Here is a 16,888-nt window from a genome sequence, read left to right on the forward strand (position 1 = left end):
CCAAGATGTGAGGTTTAATTAAATGGATGTTAATCAACTTAAACAAAGTATTCAGGCCGGGCAAATTGCGCCGGTTTATCTGGTGACCGGGACGGAGTCGGCGCTAAACCAGCAAGCATTGGCGGTGCTACGGGATATTATTCCCGCTGATCAACAAACAATGAACTACGCCCGCTTTGATCTCCACGAAACGGAGTTGGACGCCGTCATGAATGAAGTGGACGAATTACCATTCTTTGGTGATTATCGGGAAATTGTGCTCGACAATCCGGATTTTTTTTGACCGGTAGTGGCAGTGTGGCCAAGCAAGAAAGTGCCATTAACGACCTGGTGGACTACCTCCAGCAGCCGGCACCGACGACGGTGCTAGTATTGCTGGCCAACTACCCCAAGCTGGATGCCCGGAAGCGGGTAGTCAAAGCGCTCAAGAAAGCCGCCACGATGGTCGCGACCAAGCCGCTAAGTGAGGCCGAAGCGCGACGGGCAATTCGGGCCGAACTGTCCAAGCAACGGGTGGATATCGACCATGAAGGGCTAGACGCGCTGATTGCCCGTACCCAGTCGGATTATTCAGCGATGGTGGCGGCGCTCCCTAAACTCAGCATGTACGCCCACAATACAGGCAAGGTCGATGCGCAGGCAGTCACGCAGTTGGTGCCGCGGCAATTGACGGACAGTGTCTTTGATATGGTCAACTCCGTGATGCAACGCAATGTGGCCGCGGCATTACGCCAGTACCGGGAACTGTTGCAGCAGCAGGAGGAGCCCCTGCGGTTGATCAGCCTACTAGAATCGCAATTTCGGCTCCTGATTCAAGTACAGATCTTTAGTACTCGTGCTATACGCAGGGCGCCGCCGCGGATGCGTTAAAGGTCCATCCGTACCGGGTGAAGTTGGCCTGGCGGTCAGTGCGGCAGTTGGCGCACGACGATTTGACTACGGCATACGACATGCTGGTTCGGACTGAAGTGGCCATGAAGCGGGGTACCGTGGACAAGGAGTTGGGTTTTGAGCTGTTTGTGTTACAGTTTGCCGGCCGGGGCAAACGTTATGCACGGCAATTTTGATTAGTTGGTGATAACAAAAAAAGCACCCCTTCACGAGTAAGGGGTGCTTTTTGACAGTAAGTATTTAATTACTTGTTGTTAATAGCTGCAAGACGGGACTTGTCACGCGCTGCTTTGTTAGCGTGGATGAGGCCCTTGCTCTTAGCCATGTCGATGGCCCGGGTAGCAGCCTGGAACAGTTCCTGACTGTTGTCGGCGCCGGTAGCCTTAGCCGTCTTAAACTTCTTAATAGTAGTACGAAGAGCGTTACGCTGAGCAGCGTTGCGCTGACGTGCACTTTCTTGAGTAATGACGCGCTTCTTTGCGGACTTAATCTGTGGCATTTAATTCACCTCCGGGGTGGAATATTTGGTTAGTTGCAAACTCCTAGTTTCAACAGGAATAAATTATACCCAAAAGCCGTCAAGGTTGCAACGTTTACACGTGAATTCGGCAAAAACTTGCAAATTAGGGTGGGCTCCGGTACACTTAACAACTGTATTGCGAACCCTGACTTGGTTTGGCGACTCACCGGCGTCTTACTCAGTTAGTGGCAATAACACTAAGAAAAGGTGGAAATAACAATGGCTATTTCACAAACACGCAAGAACGAAATTATCAAGCAGTATGCACGTCATGATGGTGACACTGGTTCACCAGAAGTGCAGATCGCCGTATTGACGGCTGACATCCTGGCACTCAACGAGCACCTGGCTGTGCACAAGAAGGACCACCACTCATACGTTGGTCTGTTGAAGAAGATTGGTCAACGCCGTAACCTGTTGGGCTACCTGCGGAACAAGGACGTTGTCCGGTACCGTGAGCTGATCAAGAGCTTGGGTCTGCGTCACTAAAAGCAAAATTTATGGGAAGACCGCGACGTTACGTTGTCGTGGCCTTTTTTTTGTGTGGAGCGTCAGTGCTGCATGCGTGCTCTCCGTCACTGCTGGATGCTTACAGCTAGCGACTAAATCTACTATTACTCTACGCTACTGTACGATTGTACGTTACTTAAATTAAATTCAGTAAGTTCGCATCAGCGCCGCTTCCCAGCGACCATAATACCTTGCTGTTATCACAATTGGGTTTGCACGCGCCGTAACTCCCACTGTTGAGCACATTGTCTGCTTTGCCGGGGCGGTGGCATTATTTATTTACAGGCAGATGTGGTAGACTTGCAATAAGTGCTTTTGTGTACGGATTGGTTGCTCAGTCTGCAACCTAGAAAAATCTCTGAGGTGAACTAATGACTAAGATTAACGTAGTCGCACTCGGGGGTGTACGTGAGAATGGTAAGAACATGTACGCCGTCGAAGTTGACGACCAGATTTTTGTATGTGATTTTGGGTTGAAATACCCGGACAACGACTTGCTGGGGATTGATATTGTGATTCCTGATTTGTCGTACCTAGAAGATAATATTGACAAAGTTGCCGGAATCTTTCTGACGCACGGTCACGCCGATGCGGTAGGGGCTTTGCCTTACTTCCTGGCTGAACACCAAGTACCAGTGTTTGGTAGTGAGCTGACCATTGCGATTGCCAAGATTTTCATGAACCAGCACCCGCGGGCCAAAAAGTTTAAGGACTACCACGTGATTGACGACAAGTCCGTCATCGACTTTGGTAACGTTTCGGTCAGCTTCTTCAAAACCACGCACTCCATTCCGGGTTCGTTGGGCATTGACATCGATACCCTGAAGGTCAAATCGTGTATACTGGGGACTTTAAGTTTGATCAAAGCGCGACCCCAATGTACCAGACGAACTATCAGCGTCTGGCCCAAATTGGTAGCAAGCGGGTTCTTGCGCTGCTATCTGATTCCGCTAACGCTGAATCGCCTTACCAAATTGCCAGTGAACGCGAGATTGCTGACACAATTGAAGAAAACTTTAAGTACCATGAAGGACGTATCGTGGTGGCGGCCGTTGCTAGCAACATTATGCGTATCCAGCAGGTGCTGGATGCGGCGGCGGCCACGAATCGCCGGGTTGTTTTAACCGGCCGCGACGTGCAGAAGATCGTGCAGACTGCCATCAAGATGGACTATTTGCACCTGCCTAAAGATGACATTTTAGCCACGACTAAGGAACTCAAGGAGTTGAAGCCGGAAGAAACGGTCATCCTGGAAACGGGTAAGATGGGTGAACCATTAAAGTCCCTGGACCGGATGGCTACTTCCCGCCACCGTTTGGTGCACATCAAGTCTGGCGACTTAGTATACATCGTCACGACGCCGTCCCACGCAATGGAAACAGCCGTAGCGCGGACCAAAGACGCCATTTACCGCGCTGATGGTGAGGTCAAGACCGTGACGGACAAGTTCCACGTTTCGGGTCACGGTACCCGCACGGACTTACAGTTGATGCAAAATCTTTTGCACGCGGAGAACTTGATTCCGGTGCAAGGCGAGTACCGCAACTTGTCCGCACACGCGGAGGCGCTGCACGAAATTGGCGTCCCGTTTGAGAACATCTTCATTCCTAAGGTTGGTGACATCATCAGCTACGCCAAGGGGAAGATGAACATTTCCGGAACCGTGCCAGCTGGTAACACCATGATTGATGGTATTGGCGTGGGCGATATTGGTAACATCGTGTTGCGCGACCGGAAGATGCTGTCAGAAGACGGGATCCTCATTGCGGTCGTGACGATTGACCGGCGTAAGAAGCGCGTAGTGGCCCGGCCCAAGATTCAAAGTCGTGGTTTTGTGTACATCAAGACCAGCAAGGATTTACTAGCTGAATGTGGTCAGATTGTGAAGGATACCATCCAGCATAATCTTGATGAGAAAAAGTTTGATTGGGGCGACCTGAAACAGGACGTCCGCGACAAGCTCTCTCGCTACCTCTTTGACCAAACCAAGCGCCGTCCGGTCATTTTACCGGTCATTATGGAAGTTAACCAAAATAGCGCCAAGCGGCAGTAAACCAACGCGAAAGGGTGAACGAAATGGGCGACCTTGTAAATTTTCCGCAGTCGGCCAAGCAACTTCGCGAATTGGGCCTACAAGCTTTTCGCAACGGCAACTTTACTCAGGCGGTGCAGCATCTCGACCAGTTATGCCATCAATTTCCGGATAGTGTCACCCCCGGGGATGTGCGTACGTTAGCGGGGGCTTACCTACAACTGGATGAGTTGGACGAGGCGGCCGATACGGTGCGCGATGCCAGCGATGATCTGGTACAGGATGCTAATGGTCGGTACCTGTTGTTGCAAATTGCTACGCGACAGCCCGATTTTCCGCTAGGTGCCTATGTGATCAATGCCACCACGGATCCGACCGAGCATGAGGATAATTTGATGACTATGACTCAAACCATGGCGGATTATGACGAGACTCACGCGCACGAGGTTGCGGTCACTAAGCGGCACCTACGCCATTTGGGCGGGATGACGGTTTTGGAACAAGAGCGTTTCATCACCACGGAGTTGGCGCGTCTACCTTTTAACGACGTGGTGGACCCGTTGTCTGCTGCCTTGGTTGATCGTGATGTCCATCCGGCAGTGCGGAGTTCGTTGGTCACGTGGGCGCGGGTCGCGGTGCCGACCACGCCATTCCCAGTCTGGGTGTATGACCGGTTGGTGACGATTACGCCGGCCGAGTTGGATATGCCGTTGAGGATGCCACGAGTCAGGCCGTCTTAGGAGCTATCGTGGACCAGCTGCCTGAGCAAGAGGACATGCTGGAGTCGGTTCTACCCACGTTTTACGTTTTGCTGGGCTTCTTGTATCCGGCGGTGCCAGAAATCATTACTGATACGGATGAGTTTGCCCGCGCAGCGCTAAATCCGCAGCGTGAGTCAGCGTACAGCGGCCTTATTGAGTGGTTGCTGGCGGCGGCACAACAATTGAATGACGCGGGGACTAGTTTGGACCAGTAATTTAGGTAATAGTGCGAATAAAACGTAATTTATGGTTTACATGAACCTGAAAACTCGATATAATCACTTTCGGAAATTAAATTCCAGTGAAACGGGTTTGCGTTTCCCGCTATATGTAGTACACTTAAACGTAAAGAATTCACGGGATAGGCGTTCTGTCCTGGTTTCTTACAAATAATTCAGGAGGTTCGTTTTTTTCATGGCTGAAAAAGAACATTATGAACGTACCAAGCCCCACGTAAACATTGGGACTATTGGTCACGTTGACCACGGTAAGACCACTTTAACCGCTGCTATCACTAAGGTGCTTAGCGAAAAGGGTCTGGCAAAGGCGCAAGATTACGCAAGTATCGACGCTGCGCCAGAAGAAAAGGAACGTGGGATTACCATCAACACTGCCCACGTTGAATACGAAACGGAAAAGCGTCACTACGCCCACATCGATGCACCAGGGCACGCTGACTACGTTAAGAACATGATCACTGGTGCCGCCCAGATGGACGGTGCGATTCTGGTTGTTGCCGCAACTGACGGCCCAATGCCACAGACGCGTGAACACATTCTGCTTGCTCGTCAGGTGGGTGTTGAACACATCGTTGTCTTCTTGAACAAGACTGACCTGGTTGACGACCCAGAATTGATTGACCTGGTTGAAATGGAAGTTCGGGAACTCTTGTCCGAATACGATTTCCCTGGGGATGACATTCCTGTTATCCGTGGTTCTGCCCTCAAGGCTCTTGAAGGTGACCCAGAACAGGAAAAGGTTATCATGGAACTCATGGACACGGTTGACGAATACATCCCAACCCCTGTTCGTGAAAACGACAAGCCTTTCTTGATGCCTGTTGAAGACGTCTTCACTATCACTGGTCGTGGTACTGTTGCTTCTGGTCGTATCGACGTGGTACGGTTAAGATCGGTGACGAAGTCGAAATCGTTGGTTTGAAGGAAGACATTCTGAAGTCCACCGTTACGGGTCTGGAAATGTTCCGTAAGACGCTGGACCTTGGTGAAGCCGGCGATAACGTTGGTGTGCTGCTTCGTGGTATTAACCGCGATCAGGTTGAACGTGGCCAGGTTTTGGCTCAGCCAGGTTCGATCCAGGTGCACAACAAGTTCAAGGGTGAAGTTTACATCCTGACAAAGGATGAAGGTGGCCGTCACACGCCATTCTTCTCTAACTACCGTCCTCAGTTCTACTTCCACACGACTGACGTTACCGGTGTCATCGAATTGCCAGATGGCGTTGAGATGGTTATGCCTGGTGACCGTGTCACTTTCGAAGTTGACCTGATCGCACCTGTTGCCATTGAACTTGGTACTAAGTTCACCGTTCGTGAAGGTGGCCGTACCGTTGGTGCCGGTGTTGTTACGGAAATCTTGGACTAATTAGCACGTTAATTAGGACGAAGAAAAGATGCCTACGGGTGTCTTTTTTTTATTATTACGGATTATTAGTGAAAATTGTTTTACAACTATACCCGTTTCAGGTATGATAATACGGTATGTATAGCGGTATTCAGAACAAATGGATACTGAAAATACCAAAGTCGGAGGATTAGCATGACCGCAAAATGGACTAAGCAAGGCGCCGTAACTGGCGAATTGACTTTTGATATCGCACAGGACGAAATTAAGCAGGGGCTGGACAAGGCCTTCATCAAGGTACGTAAGAGTTTGACCGTACCTGGTTTCCGCAAGGGCAAGGTACCGCGCGTCATCTTTGATCAGATGTACGGTGAGGGTGCCCTTTACGAAGACGCACTGAACATCTTACTGCCAGATGCTTACGAGCACGCTGTGGACGAAGCTGGCATCGACCCAGTGGACCAACCACAGTTGTCCGTTGAAAGCATGGACGAAGGCAAGCCTTGGTCAATTAAGGCTACCGTTACGGTAAAGCCCGAAGTTAAGTTAGGCGACTACAAGGGCATCAAGGTGCCTAAGCAGAACAAGCGCGTCTACGTGGCTGACGTGAACAAGGAACTGGAAAAGAAGCGTGAGCAGCAGGCTGAGCTGGTCGTAACTGACAAGGCCGCCAAGAAGGGTGACACCGTTGTCATTGACTACGTCGGCACTGTAGACGGCAAGGAATTTGATGGCGCTCCGCCAAGAACCACAGCCTTGAATTGGGCTCGGGTGCCTTTATTCCCGGCTTTGAAGACCAGTTGGTTGGTCACAAGACCGGCGATGAAGTAACGGTGAAGGTCACGTTCCCGAAGGAATACCAAGCATCTGATTTGGCCGGTAAGGACGCTGAATTTGCCGTTACGGTACACGAAGTTAAGGTTAAGGAAATGCCTGAACTGGACGACGACTTTGCCAAGGATGTTGACGACAGTGTCGAGACCCTGGACGAGTTGAAGGACAAGATCAAGGCTGACCTGAAGAAGCAGAAGGAAGACGCAGCTGACTCCGCAATTGAAGAAGCTGCCATCAAGGGTGCTGTGGACAACGCCACCGTTGAAGAAATTCCTGACGCCATGATGAAGTCGGACGTTGACAACCAGATGCAGCAGTTCCTGGGCAACATGCAGCGTCAGGGCATCAACTGACATGTACTACCAGTTGACGGGTACGTCTGAAGATGATCTGCGTAAGCAGTTCAGCAAGGATGCTGAGACTCGGGTCAAGACCAACCTGGTATTGGAAGCCATCGTAGCTGCTGAAGGTATTAAGGCTACTGACGACGAAATCGATGCTGAAGTAGCTGATTTGGCTAACGATTACGGCATGGAAAAGGACGCGGTACGTCGTGCCCTGACTGATGACATGTTGACGCACGACATTGCCGTCAAGAAGGCCATCAAGTTGATTAAGGATAACGCGGTTGAGGAAAAGGTAGCGAAGAAGGACGACGACAAGAAGTCTGACGACGCTGACACCGATTCCGACAAGTAATTTTGCCCCATCAGCACCAATAATTCGCTCCCCCTGGGGAGTAAACAGGGATGACCAGGTTTTAATCCGGGTCATCCCTTCGTTTTTCTGGTATGATGGGTGCAAGAAGGGGTTGAATGCTAAATGTTTGATAACGTTGAGACCAACGGACCTGTGACCTGCTCGTTTTGCGGCAAGTCGCAGGACGAGGTAAAGAAAATTGTCGCCGGCCCCGGCGTCTATATTTGTAACGAATGCATTGATTTGTGTAAGCAAATTATTGATGACGAATTTCGTGACGAATCCATGCAGAACCTGACGGAAGTACCCAAGCCGTTGGAAATTTTGCAGGTGTTGAACAACTACGTGATTGGTCAAGATGCAGCCAAGCGCGCGCTGGCCGTGGCGGTGTACAACCACTATAAGCGGATCAACCAGAACGCGGTGGCTTCAGACGACGAGACTGAGTTGCAGAAGAGTAACATCGCGCTCATTGGTCCGACCGGTAGTGGGAAGACGTTCCTGGCGCAAAGCCTCGCACGGATCCTGAAAGTACCGTTTGCCATTGCGGATGCCACCACCCTGACTGAGGCTGGTTACGTCGGTGAAGACGTGGAAAACATTCTGCTCAAGTTGTTGCAGAATGCCGACTTTGACGTTGAACGGGCGCAAAAGGGTATCATCTACATTGATGAAATCGACAAGATCGCCAAGAAGAGCGAGAACGTTTCGATTACGCGTGATGTGTCTGGTGAAGGGGTGCAGCAGGCGTTGCTGAAGATCCTTGAAGGGACCATCGCCAGTGTGCCGCCACAAGGTGGACGGAAGCACCCGCAGCAGGAACTGATTCAAATTGATACCACCAACATTTTATTCATCGTTGGGGGAGCCTTTGATGGCATCGAGAGCATCGTGAAGAACCGGTTGGGCGAGAAGACCATCGGCTTTGGCACGGACTCGAAGAACGTCCAAGTTGATAAGAATGAAAGCCTCATGCAGCAGATCATTCCGGAAGACCTGATGAGTTTTGGGATCATCCCTGAATTTATCGGTCGGATTCCGATCCTCGCGGCGCTGGAAAAATTGACGGAAAATGATTTGGTCCGTATTTTGACTGAGCCGAAGAACGCATTGGTCAAGCAATACACCAAGTTGATGGCCCTAGATGGCATCGACTTGGAGTTCACGCCGGCCGCACTGCGCGCTATTGCGCACGAAGCCATTGAGCGTGATACCGGGGCCCGGGGGTTACGGTCGATCATGGAGTCCGTCATGCAGGACATCATGTTTGATCTACCAAGTCGTGATGACGTGCAGAAGGCTGTGATCAACAAAGCGGCCGTAACGGGTAAGGGCAAGCCTGAACTTGTTTTACGCGGTAAGGAAGCTTCATAACATGAATCATTATTCACGGGTGGTATGATCCGTGGATAGGAGACGTACGCCGCACCGGTTTTCGGGGCGGGGGGGGTGTCTCCTTTTTACATAGCGGAGTAATCACAAGGAGGCGTCGTGATGCAGGAAGCAGACGATTTACGGTTGTTGGTGGCACCGGATAAGTGGTTCAGCGTGCGGGCTGCCGTGTTGTTGGTCCACGGTACGGACGTGTTGGTACGCGTAATGTCGTTGCCGCAGGGTCAGACTGGCATTTTACTTCCGGGTGGTGCGGTCAAGTTTAACGAGTCGGCGGTGGACGCGGGGGCGCGGGAAATGCACGAAGAATTAAAACTGGACGACCTCGATTTACGCATGGTCGGGGTGACCGAAAACTTTTGGCCACTGAATCAGGAAGTGCAAGCACACCAGCTGATGATGATTATGATGGCGACGTTGTCCGCCGACCAGTACGCCCACGTTCAAAGTTTGGACATGGAACAAGTGGATCTGCCAGCCCACACGCGGTTAGCGTGGTTACCGTTAGCGCAAGTACGTGCCAGCATCCGGCCCACTGCAGTCGGTGCACTGCTGGGTACGGATGATCAAGTACATTATGGGGTTGATCGCCGGGACGCGTGAGTGCGTGACGCCTTGGTTAAATTTAGCCGACTAATTGTGTGTGCGCCGGGTGCGTATGCTACACTAATAGCAGTCAAAGAGAGTGAGGTGCCACATGCAAGTAAACGATGTGGAGTTAACCATCAGTGCGTTGTCGCCCGCACAGTATCCTGACACCCAGCTAGGCGAAATCGCCTTTGTGGGGCGTAGCAATGTCGGCAAAAGTTCGTTGATCAACACGCTGTTGCAGCGGAACAAGATGGCCCGGACGTCGAGCACGCCGGGGAAAACGCAGACGCTGAATTTTTACCTAGTTAACCAGGCCCTATACTTTGTGGATGTGCCCGGATTTGGGTACGCCAAAGTCAGCAAGAAGGCCCGGGCCCAGTTTGCAGCCATGATCGAGGAATACCTGCAGACGCGCCAACAGCTCGGTGGGGTCGTTCAGTTAGTCGATGCGCGGCACGAACCGACCGAGCTAGATATTTCGATGTACGATTATTTGCGGTACTACGAAGTGCCCGTATTAGTCGCGGGTACGAAGATCGACAAGGTCAAAAAGAGTCAGTGGAATAAGAGTGAGTCCAGTCACCGCAAGGGATTGGGCATGCAACCGGGCGATGAATGGGTGCCGTTTTCGGCACTAAACAAAATTGGTCAGGACACCGTCTGGCAGTGGATCGCAGAGCACGCAACGGGGGAAAATCATCGTGGACTTTAATGAATATCAGCAGTTAGCAAACCGGACGCTTGAGGGTAACGAACACGTTCTGACCAACTTGTCGTTAGGGTTAGCCAGCGGGACGGGTTCAGTCATTGAGTTGATCAAAAAGTACACCTTCCAGGGGGCGGACTTGGATAACGCGCAGTTGGAACACGAACTGGGTGACGTACTGTGGTATCTGAGCCAGGTGGCGCTATGGGCCAACATTGATTTTGACGATGTTGCCCAGCGGAACATTGACGAGCTCAAGAAGCGGTACCCTAACGCTAGTCGCCACGAATAAGGCGTTTATGCATTTTATACATGCATATTGACGGTAAATATACAACTCGATATACAAAAAGTGGGGCAGTCGCCATTGGTGGCTGCCCCACTTTTTATGCTTAGCTTAAACCTTTTTGTCCTGATTCTGCTTTGCGTGCCGGTCGATCTGCTCGTACGCGCGTTTGCGTGCGGCCTCCTCGGCCTTCTTTTTGCTATCAATGACGTCATGGCCGAGGTCGACGTCGGGCAAACTGGCGAATTTGTCGAACAGTTTATCCATATCGTTCTGGCGGTTGACCTTTAAACCCATTAATGCCGCCTCCTTTCAGTTCCTGGCCGTATTATACCATGCTCACTCAGACAAAAGAATTGAATTAATTTGCAAAAAAAATGTGCTTAAATATTGCATAAATATCTATTTCCATGTATAGTAGTCCACATAGAAACGGAGGAACGAGCGATGAAGAAGTTAACGCACGTGCTTTTAGCACTATTAATCAGCATTATCACCGTGGTGGGTCTGACTGGGGGTCACACCGTACACGCCGCTACGGATGACAGCCTGCAAAAGATCCAACAGAAGGGTTACATAGTGATGGGAACTAGTCCCGATTACCCACCATACGAGTTCTTGTCCAAGAACAAGGTTGTGGGGATGGACGTCCAGGTGGGTAAAAAGATTGCTCACGACTTAGGGGTCAAGCTCAAGATCAAGAAGATGGACTTTGACCAACTGCTGGTCGCCCTGGAAACCGGGAAGGTCGACATGGTCATTTCCGGGATGTCGCCAACGTCCACGCGCGCTAAGCACGTCGATTTCTCCAAGGTCTACTATAAAGGCGGTCAGAACATTATTGTCAACAAGGCTGACGCTAAGTTGTACGCCAAGGGGAAGTCGTCCCTGGCCGGTAAGAAGATCGGGGCCCAAACTGGTAGTTTGCAGCAACAGTTGGCCAAAAAGCAGATCAAGAACAGTAAGGTGACCGGTTTAGCCAAGACGACCGACCTGCTGCTAGACCTGAAGAGCCACAAGGTCGACGCAGTTGTTTTGGAAAAGCCAGTTGCTGATGCCTATGCTGAAAACGATAAGTCGCTCACTTCAATTGATGGTCATTTTAATTTGGGTAGTGATATGCAGGGGACGGCCATTGGTTTTGCCAAGGGTTCGACCGCGTTGGTCAACAAGGTGAATAAGAGTATTGACCAAATGGATAAGCATGACCTGACGGAAGGGTACCTAAAGACCGCTGCCAAGTACATGAAGACCAACACGAAGAACACGTCGATGCTGGCCTACTGGAAGGTGTTTGGTAAAGGGGTTTGGTACACCATCTTCATCTCTGCCATCTCCGTTATCTTTGGGGTCATTGGTGGGATTATCTTTGCCCTGATGCGTTTGTCCAAGAGTAAGGTCCTGCACGGGATCGCGGTTGCCTACATCGAGTTTATCCGGGGCACCCCATTGATGATTCAAGTCATGTTTGTTTACTTCGGGATTGGGATGGTTGTCAGCATCCCCGCCCTGGTTTCTGGGATTATCGCCGTGGCCATCAATTCCTCCGCGTACGTGGCCGAAATCTTCCGGAGTGGGATCAACAGTATTCCGGTAGGGCAGACGGAAGCCGCGCGGTCACTCGGCTTGTCCCAGCGTGAGACCATGCAGAGTGTGGTTCTGCCGCAAGCCTTGAAGAACATCTGGCCGGCGTTAGGTAACGAGTTTGTTTCCCTGATCAAGGAAAGTTCTATTGTTTCCATCATCGGGGTTTCCGACTTGATCTACCAGTTAAAGGTTGTGCAGACGGATACGTACAAAGGGGTGGCACCAATTGCTGTCGCCATGGTCTTGTACTTCATCATGACGTTTACGTTGTCCAAGGTTCTGAACCACTTTGAAGGGAAGATGAAACATGAAGGATAGCAAAGCATTAATTGAGATTAAGGATCTCAAGAAGTCGTTTGGCGACAACGAAGTGTTGACTGGTATCAGCGAAACCGTCCACCAAGGCGACGTGATCGTTGTCATCGGGGCATCTGGTGGTGGTAAGAGTACCTTCCTCCGTAGCTTGAACTGCCTGAACGCGCCAACATCCGGTGAAATCGAGTTTGAAGGGACCAACCTTGTGGGCCTGTCCGAGAAGGAACTGGACAAGGTCCGTGAAAAAAATGGGGATGGTGTTCCAGCAGTTTAACCTCTTTCCCAACATGACGGTATTGGACAACATTACTTTGGCCCCGAAAAAGGTGAAGGGGATGGATGAGGCTGAAGCACAAAAGTTAGCCAAGCAGTTGCTTGATCAAGTTGGCTTGGGTGATAAAGCGAACGCTTATCCGGCCAGCCTGTCTGGTGGGCAGCAGCAGCGGGTGGCCATTGCCCGGGCGCTGGCAATGAAGCCAGACGTGATGCTGTTTGACGAGCCAACCAGTGCATTGGATCCCGAAATGGTTGGTGAAGTTCTGAAGGTTATGCAGGACTTGGCCAAGTCGGGGATGACCATGATCGTGGTCACCCACGAAATGGGCTTTGCCCGTGAGGTGGCCGATCAGGTTTGGTTCATGGATGGTGGCCAGATTGTTGAGAAGGGCAAACCGGAAGACATCTTCAATCACCCCAAGGAAGCCCGGACCCAGGACTTCTTGAGCAAGGTATTAGCACAGTAATGACCAACACACTTATGTCTGGCTTGGAGCCGGACGTAAGTGTGTTTTTGTATGTGGACGGCGGCGGGGGTGACCAGACTTGGCGGTAATTCCGCAGCGCCGCAGTCATTCCCTGTACTCCGAACTTGCACCACCAACTATGATCCGGTCACTGCAACTTGCGCCGAGCCCCAAATGTCGTTAGAATATAACACTAGCGAACAAATGTTTTGGCAGAGAGGAGGCACACCGATGGCATCAGCCACATTGAGGCTAAATTAGCGTTACTGCCCGACTTACCGGGTAGTTACCAGATGAAGGACATTAACGGCAAAATTATTTACGTTGGTAAGGCCAAAAACCTTAAGAACCGTGTGCGTTCCTACTTCAAGAGTAGCCACGAGGGTAAGACGGCTAAGTTAGTCTCCGAAATTGCGGATTTTGACTTTATTGTTACTAGCACCGACAAGGAAGCCTTTCTGCTGGAAATTACGTTGATCCAAAAGTACCAGCCCTACTACAACATCAAGCTGAAGAAGGGCACAGGCTATCCGTACATCAAGATCACCAATGAACGTGATCCACAGATCCTGATTACGGGTGACGTGAAGAAGGATGGCGGTTACTACTTTGGCCCGTATCCTAACATCTACGCAGCGGAAGAGACGTTGCAGTTTATTCAGCGGGTGTACCCGTTACGGCGGTGCCACGGATACCAAGGCGCCCGTGCCTGTATTATCACATGGGGCAGTGTTTGGGTGCGTGCTTCAAGGAAGTACCGCAAGAGGAGTACGAAGCGCAGATTAAGCGCATCAAGAGCTTTTTGAACGGTAACACCGCGAAGGTCAAGCAGCAGTTGACTAAGCGGATGGAAGACGCCGCGGCCGACTTGGAGTTTGAACGGGCTGCGGATATTCGTGACCAAATTAAGTACATCGAAGCAACCGTGGAGAAACAAAAGATTATTTCAAACGACCGGACGACCCGCGATCTGTTTAACTTCTACTGGGACAAAGGCTGGATGTCCATCCAGGTGTTCTTTATCCGTCAGGCGCGCTTGATGAAGCGTGAAAAGCGGCTTTTTCCCATTGTGAACACGGCTACCGAAGAGTTTGAATCGTTTATTTTACAGTTCTATAACCGTAAAAACAACGTCAAGCCGCACGAGATTTTGGTGCCCAAGGGCATGGACAACCAGGTACTCAGTGACATTTTGGGTGTACCCGTCCGGACCCCCCAGCGTGGTGAAAAACGGGCGCTGCTGGATCTGGCGGCGAAGAACAGCCGCATTACGCTGGAGGAAAAGTTCCGGTTGTTGGAGCTGGACAACCGCAAGACTTCGGGGGCCCAGGAAGAAATCATGGCGGCTTTGCACCTGCCCAAGTCGGGACACGTGATCGAGGCCTTTGACCACAGCCATATTAAGGGGTCAGAACCAGTCAGCGCCATGGTGCAGTTTGTCGACGGCCGACCCGCCAAGAGTAACTACCGTAAGTACAAGTTGGCCCAAGATGAGGGCCAACACAGTGCGAACGAAGACGCCAACACCCGTGAAGTGATTCGGCGGCGGTATACGCGGCTGCTGAAGGAGCACCACCCGTTACCTGACCTCATCTTGATGGACGGTGGTGCCATTGAAATGAATGCTGCCAAGGAAGTACTGGCCGACGAGTTGAATTTGGACATTCCGGTTGCGGGGATGGTCAAAAACGACAAGCACCGGACGGCCGCGTTGCTGTTTGGTGATGCGGACCAGCCAATCAACTTGGATCCGCGGAGCCAGGGCTTTTACCTGCTGGAACGGATTCAGGACGAAGTGCACCGCTTTGCGATTACGTTCCACCGGCAGAGGCACTCCAAGAACAGTTTGAGTAGCCATTTGGAATCAATTCCCGGCGTGGGTCCTAAAACGCGGGGCAAATTGTTACGCGAATTTAAGACCATTAACAACATTAAGGGTGCCACGGTGGATGAGATTCGCGCTTTGGGAATCAGTAAAACCACCGCGCAAACCATTAAATTGTCACTCTAAACTAGCATTGGGGCTGTGTGTCCTGTATGCTTAGGGGCAGAGTAACAACGGACGTAGTGGAGGATTTTATGTTTGTAGATCAAGTCAAAGTAGCCGTTAAGGCTGGCAAGGGTGGCGATGGTGTCGTTGCCTTTCGCCACGAGAAATTTGTGCCGTTTGGGGGCCCATCCGGTGGTGATGGTGGCCGCGGTGGTAGCGTCATTTTTTTTATGTCGACACCGGGTTAAACACGTTGATGGACTTTCGGTACCGGCACGTGTTTAAGGCGGCGGCTGGCGGTAATGGTCAGAGCAAAGCCATGTACGGGCGTGCAGCGGCAGATACGCGGGTGCCCGTACCGGCGGGGACCACGGTCACGGATGCCGATACCGGCGCGTTGATCGGTGACCTGATTCACCCTGGTGATGAGCTGGTGGTGGCCAAAGGTGGCCGTGGTGGTCGCGGTAACATCCACTTTGTGACCCCTAAAAACACCGCACCGGAAATCGCCGAAAACGGTGAACCGGGGGTTGAACGCAACGTCAAGCTGGAACTTCGCGTACTGGCGGACGTTGGTTTAGTTGGGTTTCCCTCCGTCGGTAAGTCGACCCTTCTGGCCACGGTGACCAGTGCCAAGCCGAAGATTGCCGCCTACCAGTTTACTACCTTGGTACCAAACCTAGGCATGGTGCGGCTGGATGACGGTACTGACTTTGTCATGGCTGACTTACCGGGCTCATTGAAGGTGCGTCGAATGGTGTGGGACTGGGCATCCAGTTTCTGCGCCACGTTGAGCGCACCCGGGTCATCTTGCACCTAGTCGAAATGGACCCTGATAGCGGGCGTGACCCGCTGACTGATTACCATCAGATTCAAAAGGAATTGACCACCTACGATGACAACATGTTGGCCCGGCCCGAGATTGTGGTGGCCACCAAGATGGATATGCCTGGAGCACAGGAACGTTTTGACACTTTCAAGCAGCAGTTGCTGGCTGAAGGGGTAGCGGCAGACCACATCATGGCGATTTCGAGTGTGACCCACGATAATGTGCAGCCGCTGTTGTACACGACCGCGCGGTTGTTAGCGGACGCGCCGTCCTTCTTCGAGGAGGCCACGGATACTGATGCGGCACAGAACGTGGACTACGCATACCAAGGTAATGCGGATGACCAGTTTAAGGTGACCGAGGATGAGAACGGGTTTACCGTTGTCGGTGCCGGTGTTGAGCGGGTGGCCGCAATGGCCAACCTGGACCACGATGATGGTGTGCTTCGGTTTGCCCGGAAGCTCCGCCATATGGGGGTCGATGCCGCGTTGCGTGAGGCCGGCGCCAAGGAGGGTGACTCCGTGACGATTGGTGATTTGACCTTTATATACGAAGACTAGCATGTTACGTTGAGAAAGCGCACGGTGTTGGGTGGCCCACGAATGGTTGTGGCGCTGAT

At 51.6% G+C, this 16,888-nt stretch carries 13 protein-coding genes and 6 pseudogenes; 17 read left to right on the forward strand and 2 right to left on the reverse strand.

The window, feature by feature from the left end; translation table 11 throughout:
- Nucleotides 1-22 precede the first annotated feature (22 nt).
- Genes JCM13996_RS12195 through JCM13996_RS01680 form a run of 3 tightly spaced genes read left to right on the forward strand, consistent with a single transcriptional unit; the run spans nucleotide 23 to nucleotide 1,067 of the window.
- Nucleotides 23-283: a DNA polymerase III subunit delta gene (locus tag JCM13996_RS12195; RefSeq protein ID WP_054749353.1), complete on the forward strand. Its 261-nt coding sequence runs from the start codon at nucleotides 23-25 to the stop codon at nucleotides 281-283.
- A complete protein-coding gene (gene holA, locus JCM13996_RS01675; protein WP_054749354.1) occupies nucleotides 280-870 on the forward strand; it encodes a DNA polymerase III subunit delta in 591 nt (196 codons plus the stop codon). Before JCM13996_RS12195 ends, holA begins: the two co-directional genes overlap by 4 nt.
- A 23-nt stretch (nucleotides 871-893) precedes the next feature.
- The gene (locus JCM13996_RS01680; protein ID WP_156321807.1) at nucleotides 894-1,067 is read left to right on the forward strand and encodes a hypothetical protein; all 174 of its coding nucleotides are present in this window, start codon (nucleotides 894-896) and stop codon (nucleotides 1,065-1,067) included.
- 68 nt (nucleotides 1,068-1,135) lie between these two features.
- Here JCM13996_RS01680 and rpsT read toward each other — a convergent pair whose 3' ends face one another.
- Nucleotides 1,136-1,390: a 30S ribosomal protein S20 gene (gene rpsT / locus JCM13996_RS01685; protein ID WP_054749356.1), complete on the reverse strand. Its 255-nt coding sequence runs from the start codon at nucleotides 1,388-1,390 to the stop codon at nucleotides 1,136-1,138.
- Nucleotides 1,391-1,630: 240 nt separating this feature from the next.
- On the opposite strand from rpsT, the gene rpsO reads away from it, so the two are divergent.
- The 10 genes and pseudogenes from rpsO to JCM13996_RS01735 all read left to right on the forward strand — a co-directional run bounded on the left by rpsO (nucleotide 1,631) and on the right by JCM13996_RS01735 (nucleotide 10,811).
- Nucleotides 1,631-1,900, forward strand: a complete 270-nt coding sequence (rpsO, locus tag JCM13996_RS01690) for a 30S ribosomal protein S15 (protein WP_054749357.1) — start codon at nucleotides 1,631-1,633, stop codon at nucleotides 1,898-1,900.
- A 392-nt stretch (nucleotides 1,901-2,292) separates the two neighbouring features.
- Nucleotides 2,293-3,974, forward strand: a pseudogene (locus JCM13996_RS01695) (ribonuclease J).
- Between the two features lie 23 nt (nucleotides 3,975-3,997).
- Nucleotides 3,998-4,693 carry a tetratricopeptide repeat protein gene (locus JCM13996_RS01700; RefSeq protein WP_054749358.1) on the forward strand — a complete coding sequence of 232 codons (696 nt, stop codon included), beginning with the start codon at nucleotides 3,998-4,000 and terminating at the stop codon, nucleotides 4,691-4,693.
- Nucleotides 4,694-4,701: 8 nt separating this feature from the next.
- Complete coding sequence (locus tag JCM13996_RS01705; protein ID WP_054749359.1) at nucleotides 4,702-4,929, forward strand: hypothetical protein; 228 nt, start codon at nucleotides 4,702-4,704, stop codon at nucleotides 4,927-4,929.
- Nucleotides 4,930-5,128: 199 nt separating this feature from the next.
- A pseudogene (gene tuf, locus JCM13996_RS01710) lies at nucleotides 5,129-6,318 on the forward strand (elongation factor Tu).
- Nucleotides 6,319-6,492: 174 nt separating this feature from the next.
- Nucleotides 6,493-7,830 (forward strand): annotated as a pseudogene (gene tig, locus JCM13996_RS01715) (trigger factor).
- A gap of 123 nt (nucleotides 7,831-7,953) precedes the next feature.
- Complete coding sequence (gene clpX, locus JCM13996_RS01720) at nucleotides 7,954-9,204, forward strand: ATP-dependent Clp protease ATP-binding subunit ClpX (protein WP_054749360.1); 1,251 nt, start codon at nucleotides 7,954-7,956, stop codon at nucleotides 9,202-9,204.
- 120 nt (nucleotides 9,205-9,324) lie between these two features.
- On the forward strand, nucleotides 9,325-9,825 hold the full coding sequence (locus tag JCM13996_RS01725) for an NUDIX domain-containing protein (protein WP_054749361.1): 501 nt from the start codon (nucleotides 9,325-9,327) through the stop codon (nucleotides 9,823-9,825).
- 94 nt (nucleotides 9,826-9,919) lie between these two features.
- Entirely contained in the window at nucleotides 9,920-10,525 is a 606-nt protein-coding gene (gene yihA / locus JCM13996_RS01730) for a ribosome biogenesis GTP-binding protein YihA/YsxC (protein ID WP_054749362.1), read from the forward strand.
- Complete coding sequence (locus JCM13996_RS01735) at nucleotides 10,515-10,811, forward strand: nucleoside triphosphate pyrophosphohydrolase family protein (protein WP_054749363.1); 297 nt, start codon at nucleotides 10,515-10,517, stop codon at nucleotides 10,809-10,811. Before yihA ends, JCM13996_RS01735 begins: the two co-directional genes overlap by 11 nt.
- 105 nt (nucleotides 10,812-10,916) lie before the next feature.
- Here the strand turns inward: JCM13996_RS01735 and JCM13996_RS01740 are convergent, their stop codons facing one another.
- On the reverse strand, nucleotides 10,917-11,102 hold the full coding sequence (locus tag JCM13996_RS01740; protein ID WP_054749364.1) for an SPJ_0845 family protein: 186 nt from the start codon (nucleotides 11,100-11,102) through the stop codon (nucleotides 10,917-10,919).
- Between the two features lie 150 nt (nucleotides 11,103-11,252).
- On the opposite strand from JCM13996_RS01740, the gene JCM13996_RS01745 reads away from it, so the two are divergent.
- The 4 genes and pseudogenes from JCM13996_RS01745 (at nucleotide 11,253) to obgE (ending at nucleotide 16,829) form a co-directional block, all read left to right on the forward strand.
- Nucleotides 11,253-12,710, forward strand: a complete 1,458-nt coding sequence (locus tag JCM13996_RS01745) for an ABC transporter substrate-binding protein/permease (protein ID WP_054749365.1) — start codon at nucleotides 11,253-11,255, stop codon at nucleotides 12,708-12,710.
- Nucleotides 12,700-13,450 (forward strand): annotated as a pseudogene (locus JCM13996_RS01750) (amino acid ABC transporter ATP-binding protein). The gene JCM13996_RS01745 and the pseudogene JCM13996_RS01750 overlap by 11 nt, the downstream one beginning before the upstream one ends.
- Before the next feature lie 293 nt (nucleotides 13,451-13,743).
- Nucleotides 13,744-15,461 (forward strand): annotated as a pseudogene (uvrC, locus tag JCM13996_RS01755) (excinuclease ABC subunit UvrC).
- Nucleotides 15,462-15,529: 68 nt separating this feature from the next.
- Nucleotides 15,530-16,829: pseudogene (gene obgE / locus JCM13996_RS01760) on the forward strand (GTPase ObgE).
- Nucleotides 16,830-16,888: the final 59 nt, after the last annotated feature.

Origin of the sequence: Lacticaseibacillus thailandensis DSM 22698 = JCM 13996 (assembly GCF_001312865.1) — a bacterium.
GTDB lineage: Bacteria > Bacillota > Bacilli > Lactobacillales > Lactobacillaceae > Lacticaseibacillus > Lacticaseibacillus thailandensis.